Here is a 21,064-nt window from a genome sequence, read left to right as displayed (position 1 = left end):
GTCGGCGCCGATGTCGTCCGTGGTGCTCATGGCTACGGCGCGTAGAACTCGGAGTGCCCGAGCCGCTTTCCGACTCGCGCCTTGACCAGAGCCTGGCAAGCCCATAACACTTCCCACGGGATCTCATCCAGCTGCTGAGCGATGGCCGCGTAGTTGATCGGGCGGGGCGACGCCGCGGTCAGGATCTGGCCAACGCGGCTGATCAGCACTTGGTCGTTCCAGCCCACGGTGGCATCCCCGTCACACCAGATGATGTGCCCCTTCCAGAGGATGAAGTGCGCCTCGCAGCCGTCCTCACGCCAGACCGATGGGTACAGCGTGAGCGTGTCGCCTTTGCCGTACAGGCGCCAGGCTTTGCCAGACCGGGGATMAAGATTCACCGACAGCATCTGGCCGCAGCCGTCAGGGCAGCGCATCACCAGCGATCGCGGCACACCGCGGTGATCGATCGATGCGTCGCCCAGCTGCTCCAGCAGCGCGCGCGCGGCGCCCTGCCCCTCGGCCGTGCCGACGAATCGGATGTGCTTGGCGCGGGTCATGTCGCCTTCTCCGGCAGTGGCGCCCGGTCACCCGAGGCGATCCGCGCTTTCGGGCCGCAGAACCAGCAGCCGGACTGGACAGCGCATGTGGCTGCGTTCATTCGAGCACGGTTGCCCTGGTAAATGATGTAGCGCGGGGCGGCGGGCACGCCGGCGATGACCGATAAAAGCATCGTCATGCTGATGGACGCCACCGTGCTGTTGAGGCTGACGACAGCAGGCTGCGGCACACGCTCAGCGCCTTGGATGTAGGGGTCTTTGGCGCGCTGCTCATCGGTCATCAGCTCGCGCTGCACTTGCGTGGAGTCGAGGTTGTTGGCGCACCAAAGACAGGCTTGGCCCGGGGACACCAGCTTGACGTGCCCGTCGAACCTCGCACCCCCGTTGCCCGCAACGGTGATGGCTACGCCCATGTCGATCACTGGAGTCAGGTATTGGTATGCAGCCTGATTCAAGATGTGGCGGCTCGCGTGCGAGTCGGTGCAGCAGAAGACGGCATCCTCTTCGACGACGCGCCGAGCGACGCCCTTGGCCGTGACGTCGGCCTTGATGACTTCCACGGTGGCGTTCGGGTTAATCGCTCGAATCATCCTCTTGGCGATCTCGACCTTCGGCCGGCCGACGTCCCGGCGGCGGGCTCCGACCACGCGATTGAGGTTGGTCTCTTCGATCAGATCGTCGTCCACCAGGAGGAAGTAGCGAACGCCGAGGTGCGCGGCCTGTTGCGCCATCAGCGATCCCGTGCCGCCCAGGCCGACTATTGCCAGGCGAAGGGTGCTCAGAAGGTGCTGGCCTTCGGCCCCGAAGGCGCGAACTTGGCGGTCGAAGCGACCATCTGGGTCATCCAGAGGCATGTTCGCGTCCAGGTGCACGACGAGCGAGTCGCCGAGTTCGACAACGCGTAGCGGCTCGCTCGTCCCCAGCATGCGGGCGTTGATGCCCTGCTCAGCGAACAGCAGCGAAGCATGCGGGCCGTGCGGTCCACGACGCCCGAGATACTTTGCCAACGCGCGCTCGGTCTCGTCGTCGACATGGGAGAACTGAGCTGCCAGGCCGCCCGGGTGAGTGTGCACGTAGACCAGCGCCAGGTTTTCCTGACGGGCCTTGCGCTCGATGGGCAGGCAGAACTCAGTGCGCAACTCGGCCCGGATGGGCGTGCGGTGCGCATAGTCGGCTTCGGTGGGGATGTGGGTCTCCATAACCAGGAGGCGGTGTGCCCCGGTCGACAGCAGCACGGGCGAACACAGCAGGATCGCCGCGCTTTCCAGCTCAGCGTGTTCCAGCTCCGCCTTGAGCCGCTGCAAGGCCGGCGCTGCGAAGGCGAGGGTGTTCATTGCGGCTTGTTAAAGCGGTTGGTGATCATGCCGGCCCAGGTGCTGAGGGTGTTCTTGGCCGGGTTCCAGGCGTTGTTCTCCGTGTGCCAGGAGAACCAGAGGCCGGACTGCGTCGTCTCCGGGATGAAGTACGGGTCGTTGCTGGACTGTGGTGGGTTGCCGTTGGTCAGGCGCAGCCCGCTCTCCGCCCAAAAGCAGTCGAGCCGGGGGCCGGGGTAGCCCACCGGCACGATGAAGCGCACGGTGGTCGAGGACTGCGACCAGCCCGGAGGGATCGGAAAAGCCGGGATGGTGACCAGCGCGGCCCCGGAGGGCAGCGGGTCCATCTGGGCCTCCGGAAAGCGCTCCTTGAGCTGCGCGAACTGCTCGACAGTGGCCGGGTGCATCAGAAACCTCCGAAGTTGGTGCGGGGGCGGGTCGAGAAGCGCTTCGGGCCCTGGCCGTGGCCGTGGGCCAGATCCACCGCCTCGTCGTCGCCGATCGGGCGGTCCGGGTCGTGGCCGCTCTCGAGCACCAATTCGTGGTTGATGTCGATGCTCGAGTCGACCTGATGGCCCAGCTGCTTGATGGCCATGCCGCTGAGGCGAGGCTGGGAGTTGTTGACCTTGTGGCCGTCGATGAAGAAGAAGTTGTCCATGGTGCGAGGTCGCCAAAAGTTAGAACGGTCAGAATCTTAAGTTAAAACATAATAGTTCTGCAAGAGGTGTGCTGTTGCCGGTGCCTGACGCCACTTCGGGCCTGTCTGGACGCCATCGCAAAAGCGGGGTAAACGTGCGAGCGCGCACTGCGCAGCACGCGCGCGTTGGGTTCCGGTCGCTGTTTAGGCGCAGTTGTTGCAGGCTGCGCTTAGGGCGTTAGCCTGGGGCTGCGAGCTTTTGAGAGCGGCCGCACCTATGTGGAGCGCTGTTCGCTGAATGCCGTTGCGCAGTTGCGCTGACGAAGCGCAGACTTGGGACGCGGCGAAAGGCGGACCCTTGTGGCTACGTGCGCGCAGCCTCAAAGGGAGGTGCTGCCGCAAGCTGCGGTAGGCCGTCTACGAGCTCACGCGAACAAGGGAGCGAACGTGGCTGACTACATCTACGTCGACAACTCGAATCTCTACATCGAGGGACGAAGGGCCAGCGCAGTCGCGCACGGCCTTGCGGCTGACATGCGCGAGGCCATGAATCTTGGGATCTTTGACCACGGGTACACCCTCAGCTTTGGCAAGTTGCACGAGTTCCTGACTGGCAACGACCTCAGCAAGATCAAACGAGCGGCCCTCTTCGGGTCGCGGCCGCCTCCAAACGACTCCATCTGGGTGCACGCCAAGAGCGCCGGCTTCGAGCTGCATCTGGAAGACCGGAATGTCCAGAACAAGGAGAAGAAAATCGACACTGGCATCGCGACGCTATTGACCAAGGACGCGTACAAGACCGGCAAGCCTGGCGAAGATCTCTTTGTGCTCGTTGCGGGTGATGCCGATTACGTGCCGACCATCAACGAGCTCAAGGCCGATGGGTATCGCGTAGAAGTGGTCTTCTGGAGTCAGTGCGCCAGGGAACTTCGCGAAGTCGCTTCGAAGTTCATCTCGCTCGACCCCTACCTCGAAGCGCTGCGGCTCTGACGTCGCTGCGAGGGGCGCTCAGGCTTCTTGCTAGCGGCTGGATTCTGTGCCGGCGCAATGCAGGCGAAGTGCGGCCGCGGCGTTATCGCGGACCGCTTGCTTCTGCACGCGCAGTGACCGTTACGACTTCGCCGCTTCGGATTTGAGGCGTTTCTTCGGGCCTGGTTCCGGCTCGATCTTCTTCGCAGACGTTTTGCCGGACCCATGTGTGTTGGCCAACTCGTGGAACTGCGCCGTGGGAAGCAGCAAAGGCCCATTGCGCATCCGCGACGTCAATCGAAGGATCTCGTCTCGCAGTGCTCCGTAGAGCAGGGAGGTTCCGTTGACCAGGCACAAGTCTTGACGCTTGTCCTCAGGGAGTTTGGCGCCACTGACAAAGCCGACAATTGAAATGTCGAAGATGTAAGGGAAGGAAGAACCTTCCTTGGGAGCAGCTCTCAATCGAAGTTTGATGCCCCAAAGTGAATCTGGTGCCTCGTCTCCTCGTTCGGCTTTGCCAAATTCGACTGATGAATCGAACTGAGCGTTGTCGAAGTTTGGATACTTTCCGTCTCCCTTACCGTCAAAGTCTTCAACGGGGGAGACTTGCAGGGCAGCGAGCTCATAATGCTCTAGTTGTAGTGCGCTGCTATGCATTAGAGGCGAACTTCAAACAATCGCCATTCGCGGCCGCACTTGCGGCGGCACCAAGTCCAGAACTCAATGTATATACCGGCGCCATTCTTGAATTGAACACCGGTGCTCGCCATTGACCCTTAACCTTGCGAATCCGTATGTCAGCAAGCTTCTGCTCGGAACGGGGTTCCTCAAGTTCGAAGAAGCTATGAGCACGTGGCATGTACGTCGTACGGAACACCACGTCGAAATCAAAGCCTGCCGCCTCAGAAATACTGGAAATCGACTCAAGAGTCAGATTCTGTGTGCCACTTAATTTTATGGACAGTGCAGCTTCTGAAATCTCCAAGCGTTGAGCTATTTGTTTTCTTTTCAGGCCCGCTCTCGCGATCAAAATAGCTAGATCTGCTGCGACTTTTGTCTTTAATTGATCTGAGCGCTTAATGGTTGAGCTAAGTTCCTTGATGCGATCTAAGAATTTCATGATGAGAGCTCCAAGGTCACTGTTCGGGGAAAAGAGTATTGAGCCGTTGAGATTCGCAAAAAGCGCGAATGGCTCCATCCAGGCAATCCCCATCCGCCTTCTTGAGCGACGCACGCTTTTTCAAGCATGCGTACACCACAATATGAGTATTGCGGGCAACAAATCCAACTACCGCGACATTGCGTCGCGACAGACGGAAGGTAGGGACGGTAATCACCTCGGATCCGCAGCGAAAGGACACATCACCGAGGTGAAGCCATTCGTCCGCGCCATAGCATTCGGCAATCGGCAGGCCCGACCTGGCCTTCATGCACAGGTCGTACATCAGCTGGCCGAGTTCCGTCAGGCATAAATTGTCAAGCTGCTCGGCGTGATCCGAAAAAATGCAGCACCGGTCGTCAAACCAAGCTGCGAGCACGCGATTCCTCGGTGCGGCGGCGGCGGGAGGGTCAGACGAGAAATCGGTTTCTTCGAAAAGACGGACCCGCACGTGAGAAGCTTAATCTATAAGTTAAGTGTGGTCAAGCTTGAGCTCCCGCTCGTTGCGCTTGACAGCTCGCTAATGCTCATTGTGAGCGCAGAACTTTGGGATTGACTTCGTACAAGCACCGCCTTCCTTGGGTGAAGTTTGTGTGTTGACGATGCTGCACCCGGACCCGGGGTGCCGCGCGGGCGACTGCAGCGCCGCGACCTCCGCTGGCGTTCCAGGGCCAGCGTCAGACTCAAGGTTGATGGCCCTGAAGAGCGTCCGTCGTAGCGACACAGCGGAAAGGACGGTGATTTCATTGCTGGCGTTCCGCTCGTAAGCGTGACTGACGGCCAAAAACCTGGAGTTCAGTCAGCCTGCGAAAGGCTCTCGCAGGTCCGATGGCTGTGGGCGGCCGCCATACGCTAGCAGCACCAGGCGCACCGCTTCGATGGCGAGCCAGTCGAGGCGCGTTCGAGGATGTAGGAGCGGTAGGTCGTCTCGCTGATGCTCGGCTCGACCGCAAACAACAGCAGTTGGCCGTCCCGAGAACCGCTGGAACGCGGGTCAGCGTCGAGCCGACCTGAGGCTGACATTCGCTCGGGGCGTTGGGTCGATCCGTCTGCCCTACGCTCGCCGAAGCTTCGGCGAGAAAAAACTGCTTGCTTATCAGTCACTTAGGTTCGTGCGCGGTCGCTTGATGTTGGCTTTAAGAGTTCCAAGTTAAGCGCAAACAATTCCAAACTCAGCGCAAACCGACAGCCGCGTCGCGTCGAGCAGCCCATCCCCCCAAATCTGCAGCCTGTCGCCTCCCGCTAGGTCGCTCCCGGAGCTAGGAGATATGGTGTGCTACATCAGCAACACACCCCGGAGCACCCATGACTCCCACCTGGACAGACCAGGCACCGATCTACCAGCAGCTGGCCGACCGACTGGCCGTGCAGCTGCTTGACGGCAGCCCCCCGGAAGGCGAGGCCCTGCCGTCGGTGCGACAGCTCGCCAGCCAGTACGTCATCAACCCGCTCACCGTCACGCGGGCGCTGCAGGCGCTCAGCGAGCACGGCCTGATCGAGTCGCGCCGCGGCCTGGGCATGTATGTGATGAGCGGCGCCCGCGAGCGCTTGCTGCGCCAGGAGCGCGAGCAGTTCCTGCAGAAGGACTGGCCTGCCCTGCGCGCCAAGCTCAAGCGGCTGGGCCTGACCGCCAAGGATCTGAACTGGGAGTCGACATGAACCTCATCGAAGCCAAGAACATCACGCTGCGCTACGGCAAGAAGACAGCGCTGAACGACGTCTCCGTCGCGGTGCCCAAGGGCCGCGTCGTCGGCCTGCTGGGCCACAACGGCGCCGGCAAGACCTCGCTGATGAAGGCGATGGTCGGCTTGCTGCCGGTGCAGGGCGAGCTGAGCGTGCTGGGGCTGGAGCCGACCAGGAACCGCCAGCAGCTGCTGACCGAGCTCAGCTACATCCCCGACGTGGCCGTGCTGCCGCGCTGGGCCCGGGTGCACGAGCTGATCACGCTGATGGGCCGGCTGCAGCCCAAGTTCTCGGCCGAGCGCGCCCGCACCTTGCTCAAGCGCACCAGCGTCAGCGAGGGCGACAAGATCAAGAGCCTGTCCAAGGGCATGGTGGCCCAGACGCACCTGGCACTGATCGCCGCCATCGACGCCAAGCTGATGATCCTGGACGAGCCGACGCTGGGCCTGGACGTGGTGTCGCGCAAGAGCTTTTACGAGATGCTGATTGACGAGTGGTGCGACGGCGAGCGCAGCGTGCTGATCTCGACCCACCAGGTCGAGGAGGTGGAGGCGCTGCTGTCCGACGTGATCATGCTGGACGAAGGCCGCGTGGCGCTGTCGATCAGCCTGGAGGATATCGACCGCCGTTTCGTGGCGCTGAACCACGACCCGGCCGCCGCCGACGCGATGGCCGCCGCCCACCCGCTGCTGCGCTACCGCGAGCAGGGCCGCACGACCTCGCTGTTCGACGGCCCGCCGCCCGAGCACATCACCAGCCTGGGCCAGCGCGTGCGCCCCAGCCTCGTCGATCTTTTCATGGCGCTGACCCGCAACCCGGCGCTGAACGGCAAGCAAGCCTGAACTGGAGCAAATGCCATGAACAACCACATCCCCACCCTGCTGTTGCGCGAGTGGATGCAGCACAAGCGCGGCTGGCTGATCGCCGCCTTCGCTCCGCCGATCCTTTTCCTGGCCATGCTGCCCTTCGGCCATGTGCAGGGCCTGCCGATGGAACATCCGGAACTGATCGGCCTGGCCATCTTGCTGCTGAGCACCTGCGCGGTATATGCCATCTGCCTGCTGGTGGCGCTGTTCCAGCTGCCTGGCCTGGCGCGCCGCGACGCGCAGGACCGCTCGATCGAGTTCTGGCTCTCCCTGCCGGGGCGGCCGAGCGAGAGCGTCGCATCGACGGTGCTGGCCCATGCCTGGCTGGCGCCTCTGGGTGGCGCGGTCGTGGGGGCCCTCTTCGGCCTGCCGATAGCGATGTCGGTCCTGGGCAGCAAGGCGGGCTTGGGCGCGGCAATGTCGGTGAACTGGGGCGAGGTCGTCTCGGCGGCAACGCCCCTGCTGCTGCGTGGCCTCGTGGGCACCGTGCCGCTGATGCTGTGGCTGGCGCCRATGATCTTCGTGCTGATGGCCGCTTCGGCCTGGCTCAAGCGCCTGGGCGTGCCCCTGGTCTTCGTCGGCGGCTTCGTCGTCACCCTGGTGCTGCACAAGGTCTACAGCATCGACTGGCCGCTGCAGGCGCTGAGCGATTGGAACGAGCGCCTCGGCCACTCGATGATCAATGACGCGGAAGGCCTGAAGTCGGCCCTGATGTCGGACGTCAACCTGTGGACCTGGTCGCTGCAGGACCTGAGCCACACGCTGGCCGATCTCGCCTCGCTGCAGTTCCTGGGCTGGGTCGCCGTGGCCGCCGCTGGTTTCGCACTGGTGGTGATGAAGCGGGCACGCGGCGCCTGATCGGCCGGCCTGCCCAAAAGCAAACCGGGGTCAGTTCAACTGGCCCCGGTTTTTTGTTTCTGAACGCCTCAGGTCGGTGAACTGGCCAGAGCGTCGGGCGCCGCCGGCGGCACGATGCGCGCTGCCACTTCCTTGCGGAAGCGGTTGAGCTCCTGCACGGTGGCGAAGCTGCGGTCCATCAGCAGGCTCATGTTGTGCAGGATGCGCTCGACGACCTTGTTCTCCCAGACCGAGTCGAACTGGATCTGCTTGTCCAGCCAGCGCTCCAGCCACTCGGGATCGGGCAGGCGGCTCTGGATGGTGTCGCGCGGGAAGAGTTTGGCGTTGACGTGCAGATTGGTCGGGTGCAGGGCCTGGGCCGTGCGGCGGGCGCTGGCCATGAGCACGCCCACCTTGGCGAAGGCCGCGCGGGCCTCGTCACCGAACTTGGCCATGGCCCGCTTCATGTAGCGCAGATAGGCGCCGCCGTGCCGGGCCTCGTCGCGCGACAGGGTTTCGTAGATGGCCTTGATGACGGGCTCGTTGTGCCACTCGGACGCACGGCGGTACCAGTGGTTCAGGCGGATCTCGCCGCAGAAATGCATCATCAGCGTCTCGAGCGCTGGCGCGGGGTCGAAGTCGAACCGCACCTCGTGCAGCTCGGCCTCCGTGGGCACGAGATCAGGGCGGAAGCGCTTGAGGTACTCCATCAGCACCAGGCTGTGCTTTTGCTCCTCGAAGAACCAGACCGACATGAAGGCCGAGAAGTCACTGTCTTCGCGGTTGTCGCGCAGGAACATCTCGGTGGCCGGCAGCGCCGACCACTCGGTGATGGCGTTCATCTTGATGGTCTGGGCCTGTTCGTCGCTCAGCAGGCTGGCGTCGAACTTGTCCCACGGGATGTCGCGGTCCATGTTCCAACGCACGGCTTCGAGTTGCTTGAACAGTTCAGGGTAAAGCATGAGAAATCCTCGTCTAGAGGCGGGATTCTAAAGTTCGCGCCAGCGTGCCATCTCCGGCGCGATTGCGGCCAGGCCGTCGAGGCAGCGCACGCCGTCCTGAGAGCCCAGCAAACGGAGTGCCCGGCTGCTGCAGCTGGCCCAGATTTCGACGGCGGCCGGCAGCTGTGTGCGCAAGCTGGCCAGTCCGTCCAGCGCGGCTCGGGGGGCCAGCTGGCCGGCGAAGCTCAGCGCGACGACATCGACCCGGCAGGCCGCCGCGGCGGCAGGCAACTGCGCCAACGGCGTCTGCACGCCCAGTGACAGGCAGGCGGCGCCCTCCAGGCCCAGCAGGGCCTCGACCATCAGCAGGCCCAGCGCGTGGCTTTCGCCGGGCAGGGTTGTCAACAGCACCCGCGGCTGGCGACCGGTCGGGGGCGGCAGCGCATGCATGGCCTGGCGCAGCACCAACTGCAGGGATTCGCTGTAGAGGTGCTCCTGGAAGATCTGCAGCGCCCCGCTCATCCACAACTCGCCAATGCGCGTCGTCAAAGGCGCGAAGACCTCGATGACGCCACGCCCCAGACCGCGGCGCAGCACGACCTCGGACAGCGCACGCCGCAGCCCCTCGACGTCATGGCCTTGCAGCAAGGCGGCACAGGCGGCGATCTCGAAAGGCTCGACAGCCGCGCCCGCGACGGGCACGGCCGCAGGCGGCTTCAGCAGGGCCGACAACTCCTGCACCGACGCAGCAACGACACGGCCCGGACGGTGGCCGGCGTCCAGCAACCGCTTCACGAGCCGCAGCCGCTGAACCTGTTCCGGCGGGTACAGGCGCTCGCCGGTCGCGTCGCGCCTGGGCGACGGGAAACCATAGCGGCGCTCCCAGACGCGCAGCGTTTCCTTGTGGATGCCGGTATCGCGCTCGACCGCGGTGATGCCGATGCCGTCGAACGAATCATTCATCGCTGGATCTCGGATCGCGCATGGTTCGCCCTGCACAAAGCTGGGACAGTAGTTGATTCCGGCCGCGCGAGAGGGGCGGCCCGCACACCAACAGAAATATTCGACAAAGCGACTTACACGTCCTACTGTTTGTAATTCCGCTGCAGCCGCACGGGGCAGAGAAAAACAGCCGCGGCGAGGACAACAATCGTCACAGGAAACCGGTACACGGCCTTGGAATTTCGCGCTCAGTGCCCACTCTCAGGCTACACACCAGTAAAAACCCGAGCCCTGGCTCGGCTCGCACTCTCCGCTCAACCACGAATTTAGGTCGCGCAACCTCTCTGATCTCAGAGCAGCAATCTCGAAGCCGTTCTCCTCCTCCTCCCTCCCTCCCTCGTTGGCTTCGAGGCGTTCTGCGGCCACTTTTATGACCAAGGCCTGCGTCCACGCGACGCAGGCCTTTTTTCAGCCGCGTGTGAGGTGCGCCTGGACTATTTCAACCATCCTTTGCGGCGGAAGTAGATGAAGGGTGCCGCGACGGACAACAGCATCAGCACGAGGGCGAATGGGTAGCCCCAGCTCGACTCCAGTTCCGGCATGTTCTTGAAGTTCATGCCGTAGATCGATGCGATCAGCGTCGGTGGCAGCAAGGCCACGCTGGCCACCGAGAAGATCTTGATGATCTTGTTCTGGTTGATGTTGATGAAACCGACGGTCGCATCCATCAGGAAGTTGATCTTGTCGAAGAGGAAAGCGGTGTGTGAGTCGAGTGAGTCGATGTCACGCAGGATCTGGCGCGATTCCTCGAACTGCTCGGCGTTGAGCATGCGGCTGCGCATCATGAAGCTGACGGCACGGCGCGTGTCCATCACGTTGCGGCGGATGCGGCCGTTCAAGTCTTCCTCGCGCGCAATGGCCGACAGCACCTCGCCGGCGGCGGCGTCGGTCACGTCGCTCTTCAGCACGCGGACGCTGACGGCCTCGAGCTTGTCGTAGATGCCCTCCAGCACGTCCGCCGAATACTCGGCGTCGGCGTCGTAGAGCTTGAGCAGCACGTCCTTGGCGTCCTCGATCAAGGCCGGAATGCGCCTCGCGCGCAGCCGCAGCAGGCGGAACACCGGCAGGTCCTCGTTGTGGATGGAGAACAGGATGTTGTTGAAGAGGATGAAGGCCACGCGCACATTGCGCGCCGACTTGCCGTCGGGGCCCTCGTCGCCCTCGATGAGGAAGTCGGAGCGGATGTGCAGCTCGCCGTTGTCTTCCTCGTAGAAGCGCGCCGATTCCTCCAGGTCCTCGTCGACGATGTCCTCGGGGATGGTCAGGCCGAAGCGGTCGCGGATCCAGCCCTTCTCCTCGGCGCTCGGGCTTTCCAGGTCGACCCAGACCGGGCGCGACTGGGCCAGGTCCTCGGCGGTTTCGATTTCTTCCTGGAACAGGCCGCCCTTGAGGCGCCCGTTGTCCAGCGTGAACACATTCAGCATGCATCGTCTCCTGGCAGCGCTGGCCAGACTGGCGGAGGACGACGGCGCAGCGCCGTCCGGGGTGGCGGGATTCAGGTCAACCGTCTCACTCCGGGCGGGGCCTCAGGAAGGCCGGCAGCGGGAGTGGACGGTCACCGAGGGTGATCGCTGTCCAAGAAGGGCTCCGTAGGGTGAATAGCCGCGGATTATTGCACCCGCTCAAGACGTGAAAGAAGCCGCGAAAACGAGGCCCTCCAGCCGACAAACGGTCACCGTCATCCCCTTGTCATGCCGCGGCTTCGCGAGCAAACTGGACTCGTCGATTTCCCCACTCCCACCCACCTCCGCTACCCGAAAGACCCTCCTCCTCCCTCCCCCTTCGTCTGTTTTTTCTCAGTTTTCTGGTTTGTTTTCCGACCCATTCCTCTGAAAGGAGGCTTTATGAATCTGACGATCAGTGGCCATCATCTCGAAGTCACGCCCGCTCTGCGCGAGTACGTACTCACCAAGCTGGACCGTGTGACCCGCCACTTCGACCAGGTCGTTGATATCAACGTCCTGCTGACCGTAGAGAAGCAAAAGGAGAAGGAACGCCGCCAGCGCGCCGAAGTGACCCTGCATGTGAAGGGCCGCGACATCTTTGTCGAGCAATCCCACGAGGATCTGTACGCCGCCATTGATCAATTGATGGACAAGCTGGACCGTCAGGTCTGCCGCCACAAGGACAAGGTGCAAGACCATCACCACGCCTCGGCCAAGCGCCTCGAGGTACCCGCACGCTGAAGCCCCTGGCTCATCTCGCGGCGGCCTGCGGGCCGCTTTTGTTTTTGCGATGCACAATCCATGGCTGCTCGCGGCAATCGGTTTTTGCTGCAGTGCCGCAAAAACCCGCATTCATGGGTGGTCAGAGGCGTTTTCCACGTCTCTAGGGGCTACCGCCCACCCCAAAACGACGCAGGGTTCCATAATCTGTCGCTCTGATTGACCCACCAGCCCGGCACGGCCGCGCCTATCCGGCGCCCCCGATGCTTGGCCTCAACCCATGAACCGTCTCGCCGCCATCCTGCCTGCCGACAACGTGTTGGTGAACGTGGATGCGTCCAGCAAGAAACGCGCCTTTGAACATGCAGGCTTGCTGTTCGAAAACCACCACCAGATGGGCCGGGCGCTGGTCACCGACAACCTCTTCGCCCGAGAGCGTCTGGGCTCGACCGGCCTGGGACACGGCGTCGCCATCCCGCATGGCCGCGTCAAGGGCCTGAAGAACCCGCTGGCTGCGGTGCTGCGGCTGGCCCAGCCCATCGGCTTCGATGCGCCGGATGACGAGCCCGTCGGGTTGCTGATCTTCCTGCTCGTGCCCGAAGCGGCCACGCAGCGTCATCTGGAGATCCTGTCCGAGATCGCCGAGATGCTGTCCGACCGCGAACTGCGCGAGCAGCTCAAGGCCGAGCCGGACGCCGCCACCCTGCACAAGCTGATTGCGGCCTGGGAGCCGCTGAAATCAGTCGCTTGATGCCGCTTTTCGACGCTTCGCGTAAACCCTTAGTTTGAAACCCACCTCGATCAGCGCGGAAAGGCTTTTCGAAGAGCACCGCGAGGCCTTGCGCTGGGAGTGGATCGCCGGCCACGCCCACCCGGAACGCCGCTTCGACGAAGCGGCCGTGCGCGATGCGCAGAGTGCGGCCGACCTGGTCGGCTACCTGAACTACATCCATCCCTACCGCGTCCAGATCGTCGGCCGTCGTGAGGTGGCCTATCTGAACCAGGAAGGCACCGACGTTCAGGACCGGYGCATCTCGCGCATCGTCACGCTGGAGCCGCCGGTCATCATCGTCGCCGACGACAGCCTGCCGCCGCCGCGCCTGGTCGCCATGTGTGACCGCGCCGAGATCCCGCTGTTCCGCACCAATGAGTCCGCCGGTCATGTCATCGACCTGGTGCGCGGCTACCTGTCCCAGCTGTTCGCCAACCGCACGACCCGCCACGGTGTCTTCATGGACATCCTGGGCCTGGGCGTGCTGCTGACCGGCGAATCGGGCCTGGGCAAGAGCGAACTCGGCCTGGAGCTGATCTCGCGCGGCCACGGCCTGGTCGCCGACGACGCGGTCGACTTCTTCCGCATCGCCCAGACCGCCATCGAAGGCCGCTGCCCGGAGCTGCTGCTCAATCTGCTGGAAGTACGAGGCATCGGCCTGCTCGACATCAAGTCCATCTTTGGCGAGACGGCGGTGCGCCGCAAGATGCGCCTCAAGCTCATCGTCCACCTGGTGCGCAAGGAGACGATGGAGCGCGACTTCGAGCGTCTGCCCTATGAGCCCCTGTACGAGGATGTGCTGGGCATGCCGGTGCGCAAGGTCGTCATCGCCGTGGACGCGGGCCGCAACCTCGCCGTGCTGGTCGAGGCCGCCGTGCGCAACACCATCCTGCAGCTGCGCGGTATCGACACCTACAAGGAATTCGTCGAGCGCCACCAGCGCGCCATCGACAACGGTTCGATGGACTGAAGCCCCTCGCCCGAGGGGAGCGCTCAGCTGCGGTTCGGGCAGTCCGTCTTCAGGCAGGTCGCGTACAGCGCCAGCGAATGCTCCTGCAGCTGGAAGCCACGTTCGCCCGCGATGGCGTGCTGGCGCTCCTCGATGCCGGGGTCGAAGAACTCCTCGACCTTGCCGCAGTTCAGGCAGACGAGGTGGTCGTGGTGGTGGCCCTCGTTGAGCTCATAGACGGCCTTGCCCGTCTCGAAATGGTTGCGGCTCAAGAGGCCCGCCTGTTCGAACTGCTGCAGCACGCGATAGACCGTCGCCAGGCCGATGTCGGCGCCCTCGCCAAGCAAAGCCTTGTAAACATCTTCAGCGGTCATGTGACGCTGCGCCGCGCGCTGGAAGATCTCGAGAATCTTGATGCGCGGCAGCGTCGCCTTGAGGCCGCTGTTCTTGATGTCGCTGGTCTGGTTCTTGGCGGAAGAGGGCATGGCGGGGAGCAAAGGAGGCCAGGGAGGGCCCCGCTAGAATCCGCCGATCATAGCCAGCCGGCCTGCCGGCCGGCGCTTCCCGTCCCCTTCCTGCCCCTTCAGCCAGCCGCCCGATGCGTCCCCTGCTTGCCTCTCTCCCGCTGCTTGCACTGCTCGGCGGCTGCTCCTACCTACCCACCTGGGATTCCCTGCCAAGCCTGCCGTCGGTCACCGGCGAAAAGGTGCTGGGCCTGCTGACGCCCTATCGCGTCGAGGTCGTGCAGGGCAATGTGCTGACCAAGGAGATGGTCGCCCGCGTCAAGCCCGGCATGCCCAAGGCGCAGGTGCGCGACCTGCTCGGCTCGCCGCTGCTGACCGACGTCTTCCACGAGGCGCGCTGGGACTATGTCTTCACGATCCGCCGCCAGGGTGCCGCGCCGCAGCAGCGCCTGGTTGTGGCCCTGTTCGACGGCGACAAGCTCAAGTCCCTGGATGTGCCCGACGACCTGCCGGCCGAGAACGACTTCGTGGCCGCCATCAACACCTTCAAGCCGAGCAGCAAGAACCCGAAGCTGGAATTGAGCGAGGCCGAGCGCGACGCCCTGCCCCCGCCCAAGAAGAGCACCGAGGCCGCGCCCACGGCCGCCGCCGAAGGCCCGGCGCCGGGCCGCACTTATCCGCCGCTGGACGCCAAGCCGGGTTCGGGCTCGTGATCAAGGTCGCAGTGATGGGTGCCTCCGGGCGCATGGGCAAGATGCTCATCGAGGCCGTCGAGGCGGCCGACGACTGCAGTCTGCACGTCACGCTGGATAGGGGCGACGACGTCCGCGCAGGCCTGGCTGGCGCCGACGTGATGATCGACTTCACCCGCCCCGAGGCGACGCTGGCCCATCTGGCGGTTTGCGCCGAACTGGGCGTCAAGGCCGTGGTCGGCACGACCGGCTTCGACGAAGCCCAGAAGGCCGAGATCGCCAGATTCGCCGAGCGCACCGCCGTCGTCTTCGCGCCCAACATGAGCGTTGGCGTCAACGTCGTGCTCAAGCTGCTGGACATGGCCGCCCGCGCGCTGAACGAGGGCTATGACATCGAGATCGTCGAGGCCCACCACCGCATGAAGGTGGACGCCCCCAGCGGCACGGCCCTGCAGATGGGCCAGGTCGTCGCCGACGCCCTGGGCCGCGACCTGAAGACTAGCGCCGTGTATGGCCGCGAAGGCGTCACGGGCGCGCGCGACCCGTCCACCATCGGCTTCGCCACCGTGCGTGGCGGTGACATCATCGGCGACCACACCGTCCTGTTCGCCGGCATCGGCGAGCGCATCGAGGTCAGCCACAAGGCCACCAACCGCGGCATCTATGCCCAGGGCAGCCTGCGCTGCGCGCGCTTTCTGGCCGGCGGCAAGAAGGCCGGCCTGTTCGGCATGAACGACGTCCTCGGATTCAACGGCTGATATGGGCGGCTTCGCGGACTTCTGGGCCCAAAGCGACCTGGTCGGCCGCGCGGTGGCGCTGCTGCTGCTGGCCATGTCGGTCAGCGCCTGGGCGCTGATCCTGTGGAAGGCCTGGCTGCTGCGCCGCGCCCGCCGCGGCCTCGTGCGCGCGGTGCCGGCCTTCTGGGGCGCGGCCGGTGTTGCTGAGGGCCGCAGTGCGCTGCAGAGCTTCGACACCGAAGGCCTGTTGCTGCCGCTGCTGGACGCCGCCACGGCCGAGACCCGCAGCGCCACGCTGGACGCCGCCGGCAAACGTGAATCCCGCCTGACCCGCCGCCTGCGCGACGCGCTGCATGCCGTGCTGGCCAAGCTCCAGTTCGGCCAGGTGCTGCTGGCCTCGGTTGGTGCGACGGCCCCCTTTGTGGGCTTGTTCGGCACCGTCTGGGGCATCTATCACGCGCTGGCCAGCATTTCCGCGGCTGGCAACATCACCATCGAGAAGATCTCCGGGCCCGTCGGCGAGGCGCTGATCATGACGGCCGCCGGTCTGGCCGTGGCCATTCCTGCCGTGTTGGCCTACAACGTCTTCGGCAAGCTCGTGGCAGCTTGTGAAGCCGACCTTGAAGGCTTCGCGCACGACCTGCGCGAACTGCTGGACCACGACTGATCATGAGCTTCGGGCGACTTGAAAGACCCGACGCGTCGCGACCGATGAGCGACATCAACATGACGCCGCTGATCGACGTCATGCTGGTGCTGCTGGTCATCTTCATGATCACTGCGCCGCTGATGACCGCCTCGCTGCGCCTGGACCTGCCCAAGAGCGAAGCTGCGACACCCAGCGATGCGCCGAGCTTCATCGCCGTGGCCATCACGCCGGACGGCAAGCTGCATCTGGGCGACGACGAGCTCGACGCCATGGCTTTTCAAAAGCGCATCGGCGAACTGGGCCGTGCCAACGCGCAGCTGGAAGTGCAGTTGCGCGCTGATCGCGTCGTGCCCTATGGCCAGGTGGCCGAACTGATCGGCTGGGTGCAGGCCGCGGGATTGAACCGCATCGCCTTCGTCGCCCAGGCCGCCGCTTCGGCACCGTGACCGAACGGTCGCCAGAGGGGCGACCCATACAATTTGGCGTATGAACGCCAAGACCGAAGCGCCCAGCTACAACCCGAACGAGATCGAAGCCGCCGCCCGTGCCTACTGGACGGAGCGCGATGCCTACCGCGTGACCGAAGACGCGAGCAAGCCGCACTTCTACGCCTGCTCCATGCTGCCCTACCCGTCGGGCAAGCTGCACATGGGCCATGTGCGCAACTACACGATCAACGACATGCTGGCGCGCCAGCTGCGGATGAAGGGCTTCAATGTCCTGATGCCCATGGGCTGGGATGCCTTCGGCCTGCCGGCTGAAAACGCTGCGATGAAGGGCAAGGTGCCGCCCGCGCAGTGGACCTACTCCAACATCGCCCACATGAAGGGCCAGATGCAGGCCATGGGCCTGGCCATCGACTGGAGCCGCGAGGTCGCGACCTGCCAGCCCAGCTACTACAAGTGGAACCAATGGCTGTTCCTGAAGATGCTGGAAAAGGGCATCGCCGAGCGCCGCACGCAGGTCGTCAACTGGGACCCGGTGGACCAGACTGTGCTGGCCAACGAGCAGGTCATCGACGGCCGCGGCTGGCGCTCCGGCGCACTGGTGGAAAAGCGCGAGATCCCGGGCTACTACCTGAAGATCACGCAGTACGCCGAGGAGCTGCTGTCGGCGGTCGCTGATCCCGCTGACCCCAACTACCTGAGCGGCTGGCCCGAGCGCGTGCGGCTGATGCAGGAAAACTGGATCGGCAAGAGCCAGGGCGTGCGCTTCGCCTTCCCGCACAGCATCGAAGGCGGCGGCGGGCGCCTGTGGGTGTTCACGACTCGCGCCGACACCATCATGGGCGTGACCTTCTGCGCCGTCGCACCCGAGCATCCGCTCGCGACCGTCGCGGCCAAGGACAAGCCGGAAGTCGCCCGCTTCATCGAGGAATGCAAGGCCGGCGGCACGACCGAGGCCGAGCTGGCCACGCAGGACAAGAAGGGCGTGCCCACGGGCCTGTTCGTCACCCACCCCATCACCGGCGCGCAGGTCGAAGTCTGGGTTGGCAACTACGTGCTGATGAGCTACGGCGACGGCGCCGTCATGGGCGTGCCGGCGCACGATGAGCGCGACTTCGCGTTCGCGCTGAAGTACGGCCTGCCCATCAAGCAGGTCATCGACGTTGACGGCCAGGCCTACGACGACAAGAAGTGGGCCGAGTGGTACGGCGACAAGTCCAAGGCGCGCTGCATCAACTCCGGCGTGCTGGATGGCCTGGGCCACGTGGACGCCGTCAACAAGGTCGCCGAGCTGCTCGCCGAGAAGGGCCTGGGCGAGAAGAAAACCACCTGGCGCCTGCGCGACTGGGGCGTSAGCCGCCAGCGCTACTGGGGCACCCCCATCCCCATCATTCACTGTGAAACCTGCGGCGTCGTGCCGGTGCCGGAGAAGGACCTGCCCGTCGTGCTGCCCGACGACCTGATTCCCGACGGCAGCGGCAACCCGCTGAACAAGCACGCGGCCTTCCTGAACGTCGRCTGYCCGAGCTGCGGCAAGCCGGCCCAGCGCGAGACGGACACGATGGACACCTTCGTCGATTCGTCCTGGTACTTCATGCGCTACTGCGACCCGATCAACGACCAGGCCATGGTCGCGGACGGCACCAAGTACTGGATGCCGATGAACCAGTACATCGGCGGCATCGAGCACGCCATCCTGCACCTGCTGTATGCGCGCTTCTGGACCAAGGCGATGCGCGACCTCGGCCTGGTGACGATCAGCGAGCCATTCGAGAAGCTGTTGACGCAGGGCATGGTCTTGAAGGGCGCGTTCTTCCACAAGCCAGAGGGTGGCGGCAAGGACTACTACTGGGACCACGAGATCGACGTCATCCACGACGACAAGGGCGGCATCGCCGGCGCCAAGTTGAAGAAGGACGGCACGCCGCTCGAGTACGAGATGACGACCATGTCCAAGTCCAAGAACAACGGTGTGGACCCGCAGGCCCTCATCGACCAGTACGGCGCCGACACGGCCCGCCTGTTCGTCATGTTCGCCAGCCCGCCCGAGCAGACGCTGGAGTGGAACGACGCGGCCGTCGAAGGCGCGCACCGCTTCCTCAAGCGCGTGTGGAACTTCGGCGCGCGCAATGCCGACGCGATCAAGTCCGGCGGCCAGGACTTCGCCGCGCTGAACGGCGACGGCAAGGCGCTGCGCCGCGAGGTGCACAACGTGCTCAAGCAGGTCAGCTACGACTACGAGCGCATGCAGTACAACACCGTCGTCTCCGGCGCAATGAAGCTGCTCAATGCACTCGAGGGCTTCAAGGCCGAAGGCCAGGCGGCAGCGGTGCGTGACGGCTTCTCGGTGCTGCTGCGTGTGCTCTACCCCGCCACGCCCCACGTTGCCCACCAGCTCTGGCAAGACCTCGGCTTCGCGGCCGAACTCGGTGACTTGCTCGACGCACCCTGGCCGACGGTCGACGAGGCCGCCCTGGTGCAGGACGAGATCGAGCTGATGCTGCAGGTCAACGGCAAGCTGCGCGGCGCAGTCAAGGTGCCGGCCTCAGCCGACAAGGCGGCCATTGAAGCTGCGGCGCTCGCGACCGAGGAGTTCGCCAAGTTCGCCGAGGGCAAGGCCCCGAAGAAGGTCGTCATCGTGCCTGGCCGCCTCGTCAACATCGTCGTCTGATGGACCGCCGCATCGCTCTGTTCAGCCTCGCAGCCCTCGCCGGCTGCGGCTTCGAGCTGCGCCACGAGCCCGTGCTCTCCTTCCAGACCCTGGCGCTGACCGGCTTCCCGCCGGAATCGCCGCTGGCCGCCGGCCTCAAGCGCCAGATCAAGCGCACGCCGGTGCAACTGCTGGACGACCCGGCTCGCGCCCAGGTCGTGCTGGAAGCCACCCGCGAGTTCCGCGACCGCACCGTCGTCGCGTCCACCAGCGTCGGCCAGGTGCGTGAGTTCCAGCTGCGCTTGCAGTTCGACTACCTGATCCGCACGGCGGCGGGCGAGCTGCTGGTGCCCAAGGTGGAGCTGCGCCTGGCCCGCGACATGACCTACACCGAGACCTGGGCGCTGGCCAAGGAGCAGGAGGCTGCCAACCTGTACGGCGCGATGCACTCCGACGCGATAGCGCAAGTCATGCGCCGCCTCGCCGCCGTGAAGCTCCAAGGCTGATGCAACTGCGCGCCGAGGGCCTCAGCGCCCACCTTGCCAAGGGCCTGGCCCGCATCTACACCGTGCACGGCGATGAGCCGCTGCTCGCCCAGGAGGCGGCGGACCAGATCCGCGCCGCCGCCCGCGCCAATGGCTTTGGCGAGCGGCAGATCTTCATCGTCAGCGGTGCCTATTTCGACTGGGCACCGGTGCTGGCCGCCGCGCAGGCCATGAGCCTGTTCTCCGAGCGCCAGTTCATCGAGATCCGCATCCCCAGCGGCAAACCCGGCAAGGAGGGCTCCGAGGCCTTGCAGCGCTATGCCCAGGCCGCGCCCGACGACGTGCTGACCCTGGTCACGCTGCCGCGGTTGGACAAGACCCAGCTGTCCAGCGCCTGGTTCATGGCGCTGGACGGCAACGGCGCGTCCATCCGCGTCGAACCCGTGGAGCGACGCCTGCTGCCCGCCTGGCTGGCGCAACGCCTGCGCGCGCAGGGGCAGTCGGTGCCCGAGGGCGAGGATGGGCAGAAAGCCCTGGCCTTCTTCGCCGACCGCGTCGAGGGCAATCTGCTCGCAGCCCACCAGGAGTTGCAGAAGCTGGCCCTGCTGCATCCCAAGGGCGAGCTGACGCTGGAGCAGATCGAGGCGGCCGTGCTGGACGTGGCGCGCTTCGACGTCTTCAAGCTCAGCGAGGCCGTGCTGTCGGGCGCCGTGCCGCGCATGCTGCGCATGCTCGACGGCCTGGAGGCCGAGGGCGAGGCCGCCGTGCTGGTGCACTGGACGCTGGCCGAGGACGCGCGGGCTTTGGCCCGCGTGCGCGCCGCGCTGGACGCCGGCAAGCCGCTGCCATTGGCGCTGCGCGAGGCGCGCGTCTGGGGCGCCAAGGAGCGTCTCATTGAACGCATCGCGCCGCGGCTGGACGCTGCCCAGGCTGGTGCCCTGGTGCAGGCGGCGCAGATCTGCGATGGCCTCGTCAAAGGCCTGCGCCACCCCGACTGGCCCAGCGACCCCTGGGCCGCGCTGCGCCGCCTGGCCCTGATGCTTGGCGAGGCCGCCAGCGGAAAAACTGGGGCAGTTCTGGCTGCCCGTTGACCCCGATTGGGCTATCGT

General features: G+C 64.9%; 25 protein-coding genes. 14 read left to right on the top strand and 11 right to left on the bottom strand.

The features are described from left to right. Positions 1-32 precede the first annotated feature (32 nt). From ACXJKJ_RS04745 to ACXJKJ_RS04730, 4 genes are read right to left on the bottom strand one after another with little or no spacing between them, the layout of a single operon-like run. Positions 33-539: a DUF6527 family protein gene (locus ACXJKJ_RS04745; protein ID WP_457389273.1), complete on the bottom strand. Its 507-nt coding sequence runs from the start codon at positions 537-539 to the stop codon at positions 33-35. After that, the gene (locus ACXJKJ_RS04740; protein ID WP_457389272.1) at positions 536-1,873 is read right to left on the bottom strand and encodes a HesA/MoeB/ThiF family protein; all 1,338 of its coding nucleotides are present in this window, start codon (positions 1,871-1,873) and stop codon (positions 536-538) included. Before ACXJKJ_RS04740 ends, ACXJKJ_RS04745 begins: the two co-directional genes overlap by 4 nt. After that, on the bottom strand, positions 1,870-2,259 hold the full coding sequence (locus tag ACXJKJ_RS04735; protein ID WP_457389271.1) for an E2/UBC family protein: 390 nt from the start codon (positions 2,257-2,259) through the stop codon (positions 1,870-1,872). Before ACXJKJ_RS04735 ends, ACXJKJ_RS04740 begins: the two co-directional genes overlap by 4 nt. Beyond that, the gene (locus tag ACXJKJ_RS04730) at positions 2,259-2,510 is read right to left on the bottom strand and encodes a hypothetical protein (RefSeq protein WP_457389270.1); all 252 of its coding nucleotides are present in this window, start codon (positions 2,508-2,510) and stop codon (positions 2,259-2,261) included. The genes ACXJKJ_RS04735 and ACXJKJ_RS04730 overlap by 1 nt, the downstream gene beginning before the upstream one ends. 426 nt (positions 2,511-2,936) lie before the next feature. Between ACXJKJ_RS04730 and ACXJKJ_RS04725 the strand changes: the two genes are divergently transcribed. Further along, entirely contained in the window at positions 2,937-3,479 is a 543-nt protein-coding gene (locus tag ACXJKJ_RS04725; protein ID WP_457389269.1) for an NYN domain-containing protein, read from the top strand. Positions 3,480-3,599: 120 nt separating this feature from the next. Here ACXJKJ_RS04725 and ACXJKJ_RS04720 read toward each other — a convergent pair whose 3' ends face one another. The 3 genes from ACXJKJ_RS04720 to ACXJKJ_RS04710 are packed head-to-tail and all read right to left on the bottom strand — an operon-like array spanning position 3,600 to position 5,068. Further along, positions 3,600-4,115 carry a hypothetical protein gene (locus ACXJKJ_RS04720; protein ID WP_457389268.1) on the bottom strand — a complete coding sequence of 172 codons (516 nt, stop codon included), beginning with the start codon at positions 4,113-4,115 and terminating at the stop codon, positions 3,600-3,602. After that, positions 4,108-4,578, bottom strand: coding sequence for a hypothetical protein (locus ACXJKJ_RS04715; protein ID WP_457389267.1), 471 nt, complete (start codon positions 4,576-4,578; stop codon positions 4,108-4,110). Before ACXJKJ_RS04715 ends, ACXJKJ_RS04720 begins: the two co-directional genes overlap by 8 nt. A gap of 16 nt (positions 4,579-4,594) precedes the next feature. Next, complete coding sequence (locus ACXJKJ_RS04710) at positions 4,595-5,068, bottom strand: hypothetical protein (RefSeq protein WP_457389266.1); 474 nt, start codon at positions 5,066-5,068, stop codon at positions 4,595-4,597. 854 nt (positions 5,069-5,922) lie between these two features. Between ACXJKJ_RS04710 and ACXJKJ_RS04705 the strand changes: the two genes are divergently transcribed. The 3 genes from ACXJKJ_RS04705 to ACXJKJ_RS04695 are packed head-to-tail and all read left to right on the top strand — an operon-like array spanning position 5,923 to position 8,024. After that, complete coding sequence (locus ACXJKJ_RS04705; protein ID WP_056200043.1) at positions 5,923-6,276, top strand: GntR family transcriptional regulator; 354 nt, start codon at positions 5,923-5,925, stop codon at positions 6,274-6,276. After that, entirely contained in the window at positions 6,273-7,142 is an 870-nt protein-coding gene (locus ACXJKJ_RS04700) for an ABC transporter ATP-binding protein (protein WP_457325000.1), read from the top strand. Before ACXJKJ_RS04705 ends, ACXJKJ_RS04700 begins: the two co-directional genes overlap by 4 nt. Positions 7,143-7,157: 15 nt before the next feature. Continuing rightward, a complete protein-coding gene (locus tag ACXJKJ_RS04695; protein ID WP_056200050.1) occupies positions 7,158-8,024 on the top strand; it encodes a hypothetical protein in 867 nt (288 codons plus the stop codon). 68 nt (positions 8,025-8,092) lie between these two features. Here the strand turns inward: ACXJKJ_RS04695 and ACXJKJ_RS04690 are convergent, their stop codons facing one another. The 3 genes from ACXJKJ_RS04690 to corA form a co-directional block, all read right to left on the bottom strand. After that, a complete protein-coding gene (locus ACXJKJ_RS04690; RefSeq protein ID WP_056200052.1) occupies positions 8,093-8,965 on the bottom strand; it encodes a ferritin family protein in 873 nt (290 codons plus the stop codon). A 27-nt stretch (positions 8,966-8,992) separates the two neighbouring features. Next, the gene (locus ACXJKJ_RS04685) at positions 8,993-9,907 is read right to left on the bottom strand and encodes a MerR family transcriptional regulator (RefSeq protein ID WP_457389265.1); all 915 of its coding nucleotides are present in this window, start codon (positions 9,905-9,907) and stop codon (positions 8,993-8,995) included. A gap of 473 nt (positions 9,908-10,380) precedes the next feature. Beyond that, positions 10,381-11,370, bottom strand: coding sequence for a magnesium/cobalt transporter CorA (gene corA / locus ACXJKJ_RS04680; RefSeq protein WP_056200057.1), 990 nt, complete (start codon positions 11,368-11,370; stop codon positions 10,381-10,383). A 420-nt stretch (positions 11,371-11,790) separates the two neighbouring features. On the opposite strand from corA, the gene hpf reads away from it, so the two are divergent. The 3 genes from hpf (at position 11,791) to hprK (ending at position 13,853) form a co-directional block, all read left to right on the top strand. Further along, the gene (gene hpf / locus ACXJKJ_RS04675; RefSeq protein ID WP_056200061.1) at positions 11,791-12,132 is read left to right on the top strand and encodes a ribosome hibernation-promoting factor, HPF/YfiA family; all 342 of its coding nucleotides are present in this window, start codon (positions 11,791-11,793) and stop codon (positions 12,130-12,132) included. Between the two features lie 259 nt (positions 12,133-12,391). Next, positions 12,392-12,862, top strand: a complete 471-nt coding sequence (locus tag ACXJKJ_RS04670; RefSeq protein WP_056200063.1) for a PTS sugar transporter subunit IIA — start codon at positions 12,392-12,394, stop codon at positions 12,860-12,862. A 34-nt stretch (positions 12,863-12,896) separates the two neighbouring features. Beyond that, the gene (gene hprK, locus ACXJKJ_RS04665; protein ID WP_457389264.1) at positions 12,897-13,853 is read left to right on the top strand and encodes an HPr(Ser) kinase/phosphatase; all 957 of its coding nucleotides are present in this window, start codon (positions 12,897-12,899) and stop codon (positions 13,851-13,853) included. 23 nt (positions 13,854-13,876) lie between these two features. Here the strand turns inward: hprK and fur are convergent, their stop codons facing one another. Further along, entirely contained in the window at positions 13,877-14,317 is a 441-nt protein-coding gene (gene fur / locus ACXJKJ_RS04660) for a ferric iron uptake transcriptional regulator (RefSeq protein ID WP_056200069.1), read from the bottom strand. 113 nt (positions 14,318-14,430) lie between these two features. Here fur and ACXJKJ_RS04655 point away from each other — a divergent pair, with 113 nt between their 5' ends. From ACXJKJ_RS04655 to holA, 7 genes are read left to right on the top strand one after another with little or no spacing between them, the layout of a single operon-like run. Beyond that, on the top strand, positions 14,431-15,009 hold the full coding sequence (locus tag ACXJKJ_RS04655; protein WP_457321221.1) for an outer membrane protein assembly factor BamE: 579 nt from the start codon (positions 14,431-14,433) through the stop codon (positions 15,007-15,009). Next, the gene (gene dapB / locus ACXJKJ_RS04650) at positions 15,006-15,746 is read left to right on the top strand and encodes a 4-hydroxy-tetrahydrodipicolinate reductase (protein ID WP_268795276.1); all 741 of its coding nucleotides are present in this window, start codon (positions 15,006-15,008) and stop codon (positions 15,744-15,746) included. Before ACXJKJ_RS04655 ends, dapB begins: the two co-directional genes overlap by 4 nt. A 1-nt stretch (position 15,747) precedes the next feature. Then, positions 15,748-16,392, top strand: a complete 645-nt coding sequence (locus ACXJKJ_RS04645; protein ID WP_457389263.1) for a MotA/TolQ/ExbB proton channel family protein — start codon at positions 15,748-15,750, stop codon at positions 16,390-16,392. Positions 16,393-16,394: 2 nt separating this feature from the next. Further along, positions 16,395-16,820 (top strand): ExbD/TolR family protein, encoded by a 426-nt coding sequence (locus ACXJKJ_RS04640; RefSeq protein ID WP_457389262.1) that lies wholly within the window; start codon positions 16,395-16,397, stop codon positions 16,818-16,820. Between the two features lie 40 nt (positions 16,821-16,860). Continuing rightward, positions 16,861-19,491, top strand: a complete 2,631-nt coding sequence (leuS, locus tag ACXJKJ_RS04635; RefSeq protein ID WP_457389261.1) for a leucine--tRNA ligase — start codon at positions 16,861-16,863, stop codon at positions 19,489-19,491. Then, positions 19,491-19,976 (top strand): LPS-assembly lipoprotein LptE, encoded by a 486-nt coding sequence (locus ACXJKJ_RS04630; protein WP_457321213.1) that lies wholly within the window; start codon positions 19,491-19,493, stop codon positions 19,974-19,976. The genes leuS and ACXJKJ_RS04630 overlap by 1 nt, the downstream gene beginning before the upstream one ends. After that, the gene (gene holA, locus ACXJKJ_RS04625; protein WP_457389260.1) at positions 19,976-21,046 is read left to right on the top strand and encodes a DNA polymerase III subunit delta; all 1,071 of its coding nucleotides are present in this window, start codon (positions 19,976-19,978) and stop codon (positions 21,044-21,046) included. Before ACXJKJ_RS04630 ends, holA begins: the two co-directional genes overlap by 1 nt. Positions 21,047-21,064 lie beyond the last annotated feature (18 nt).

The sequence above is a fragment of the Roseateles sp. P5_E1 genome (assembly GCF_054049335.1).
Note: the sequence above shows the minus strand (reverse complement) of the source record. Positions and strands in the feature narration are given on the sequence as shown.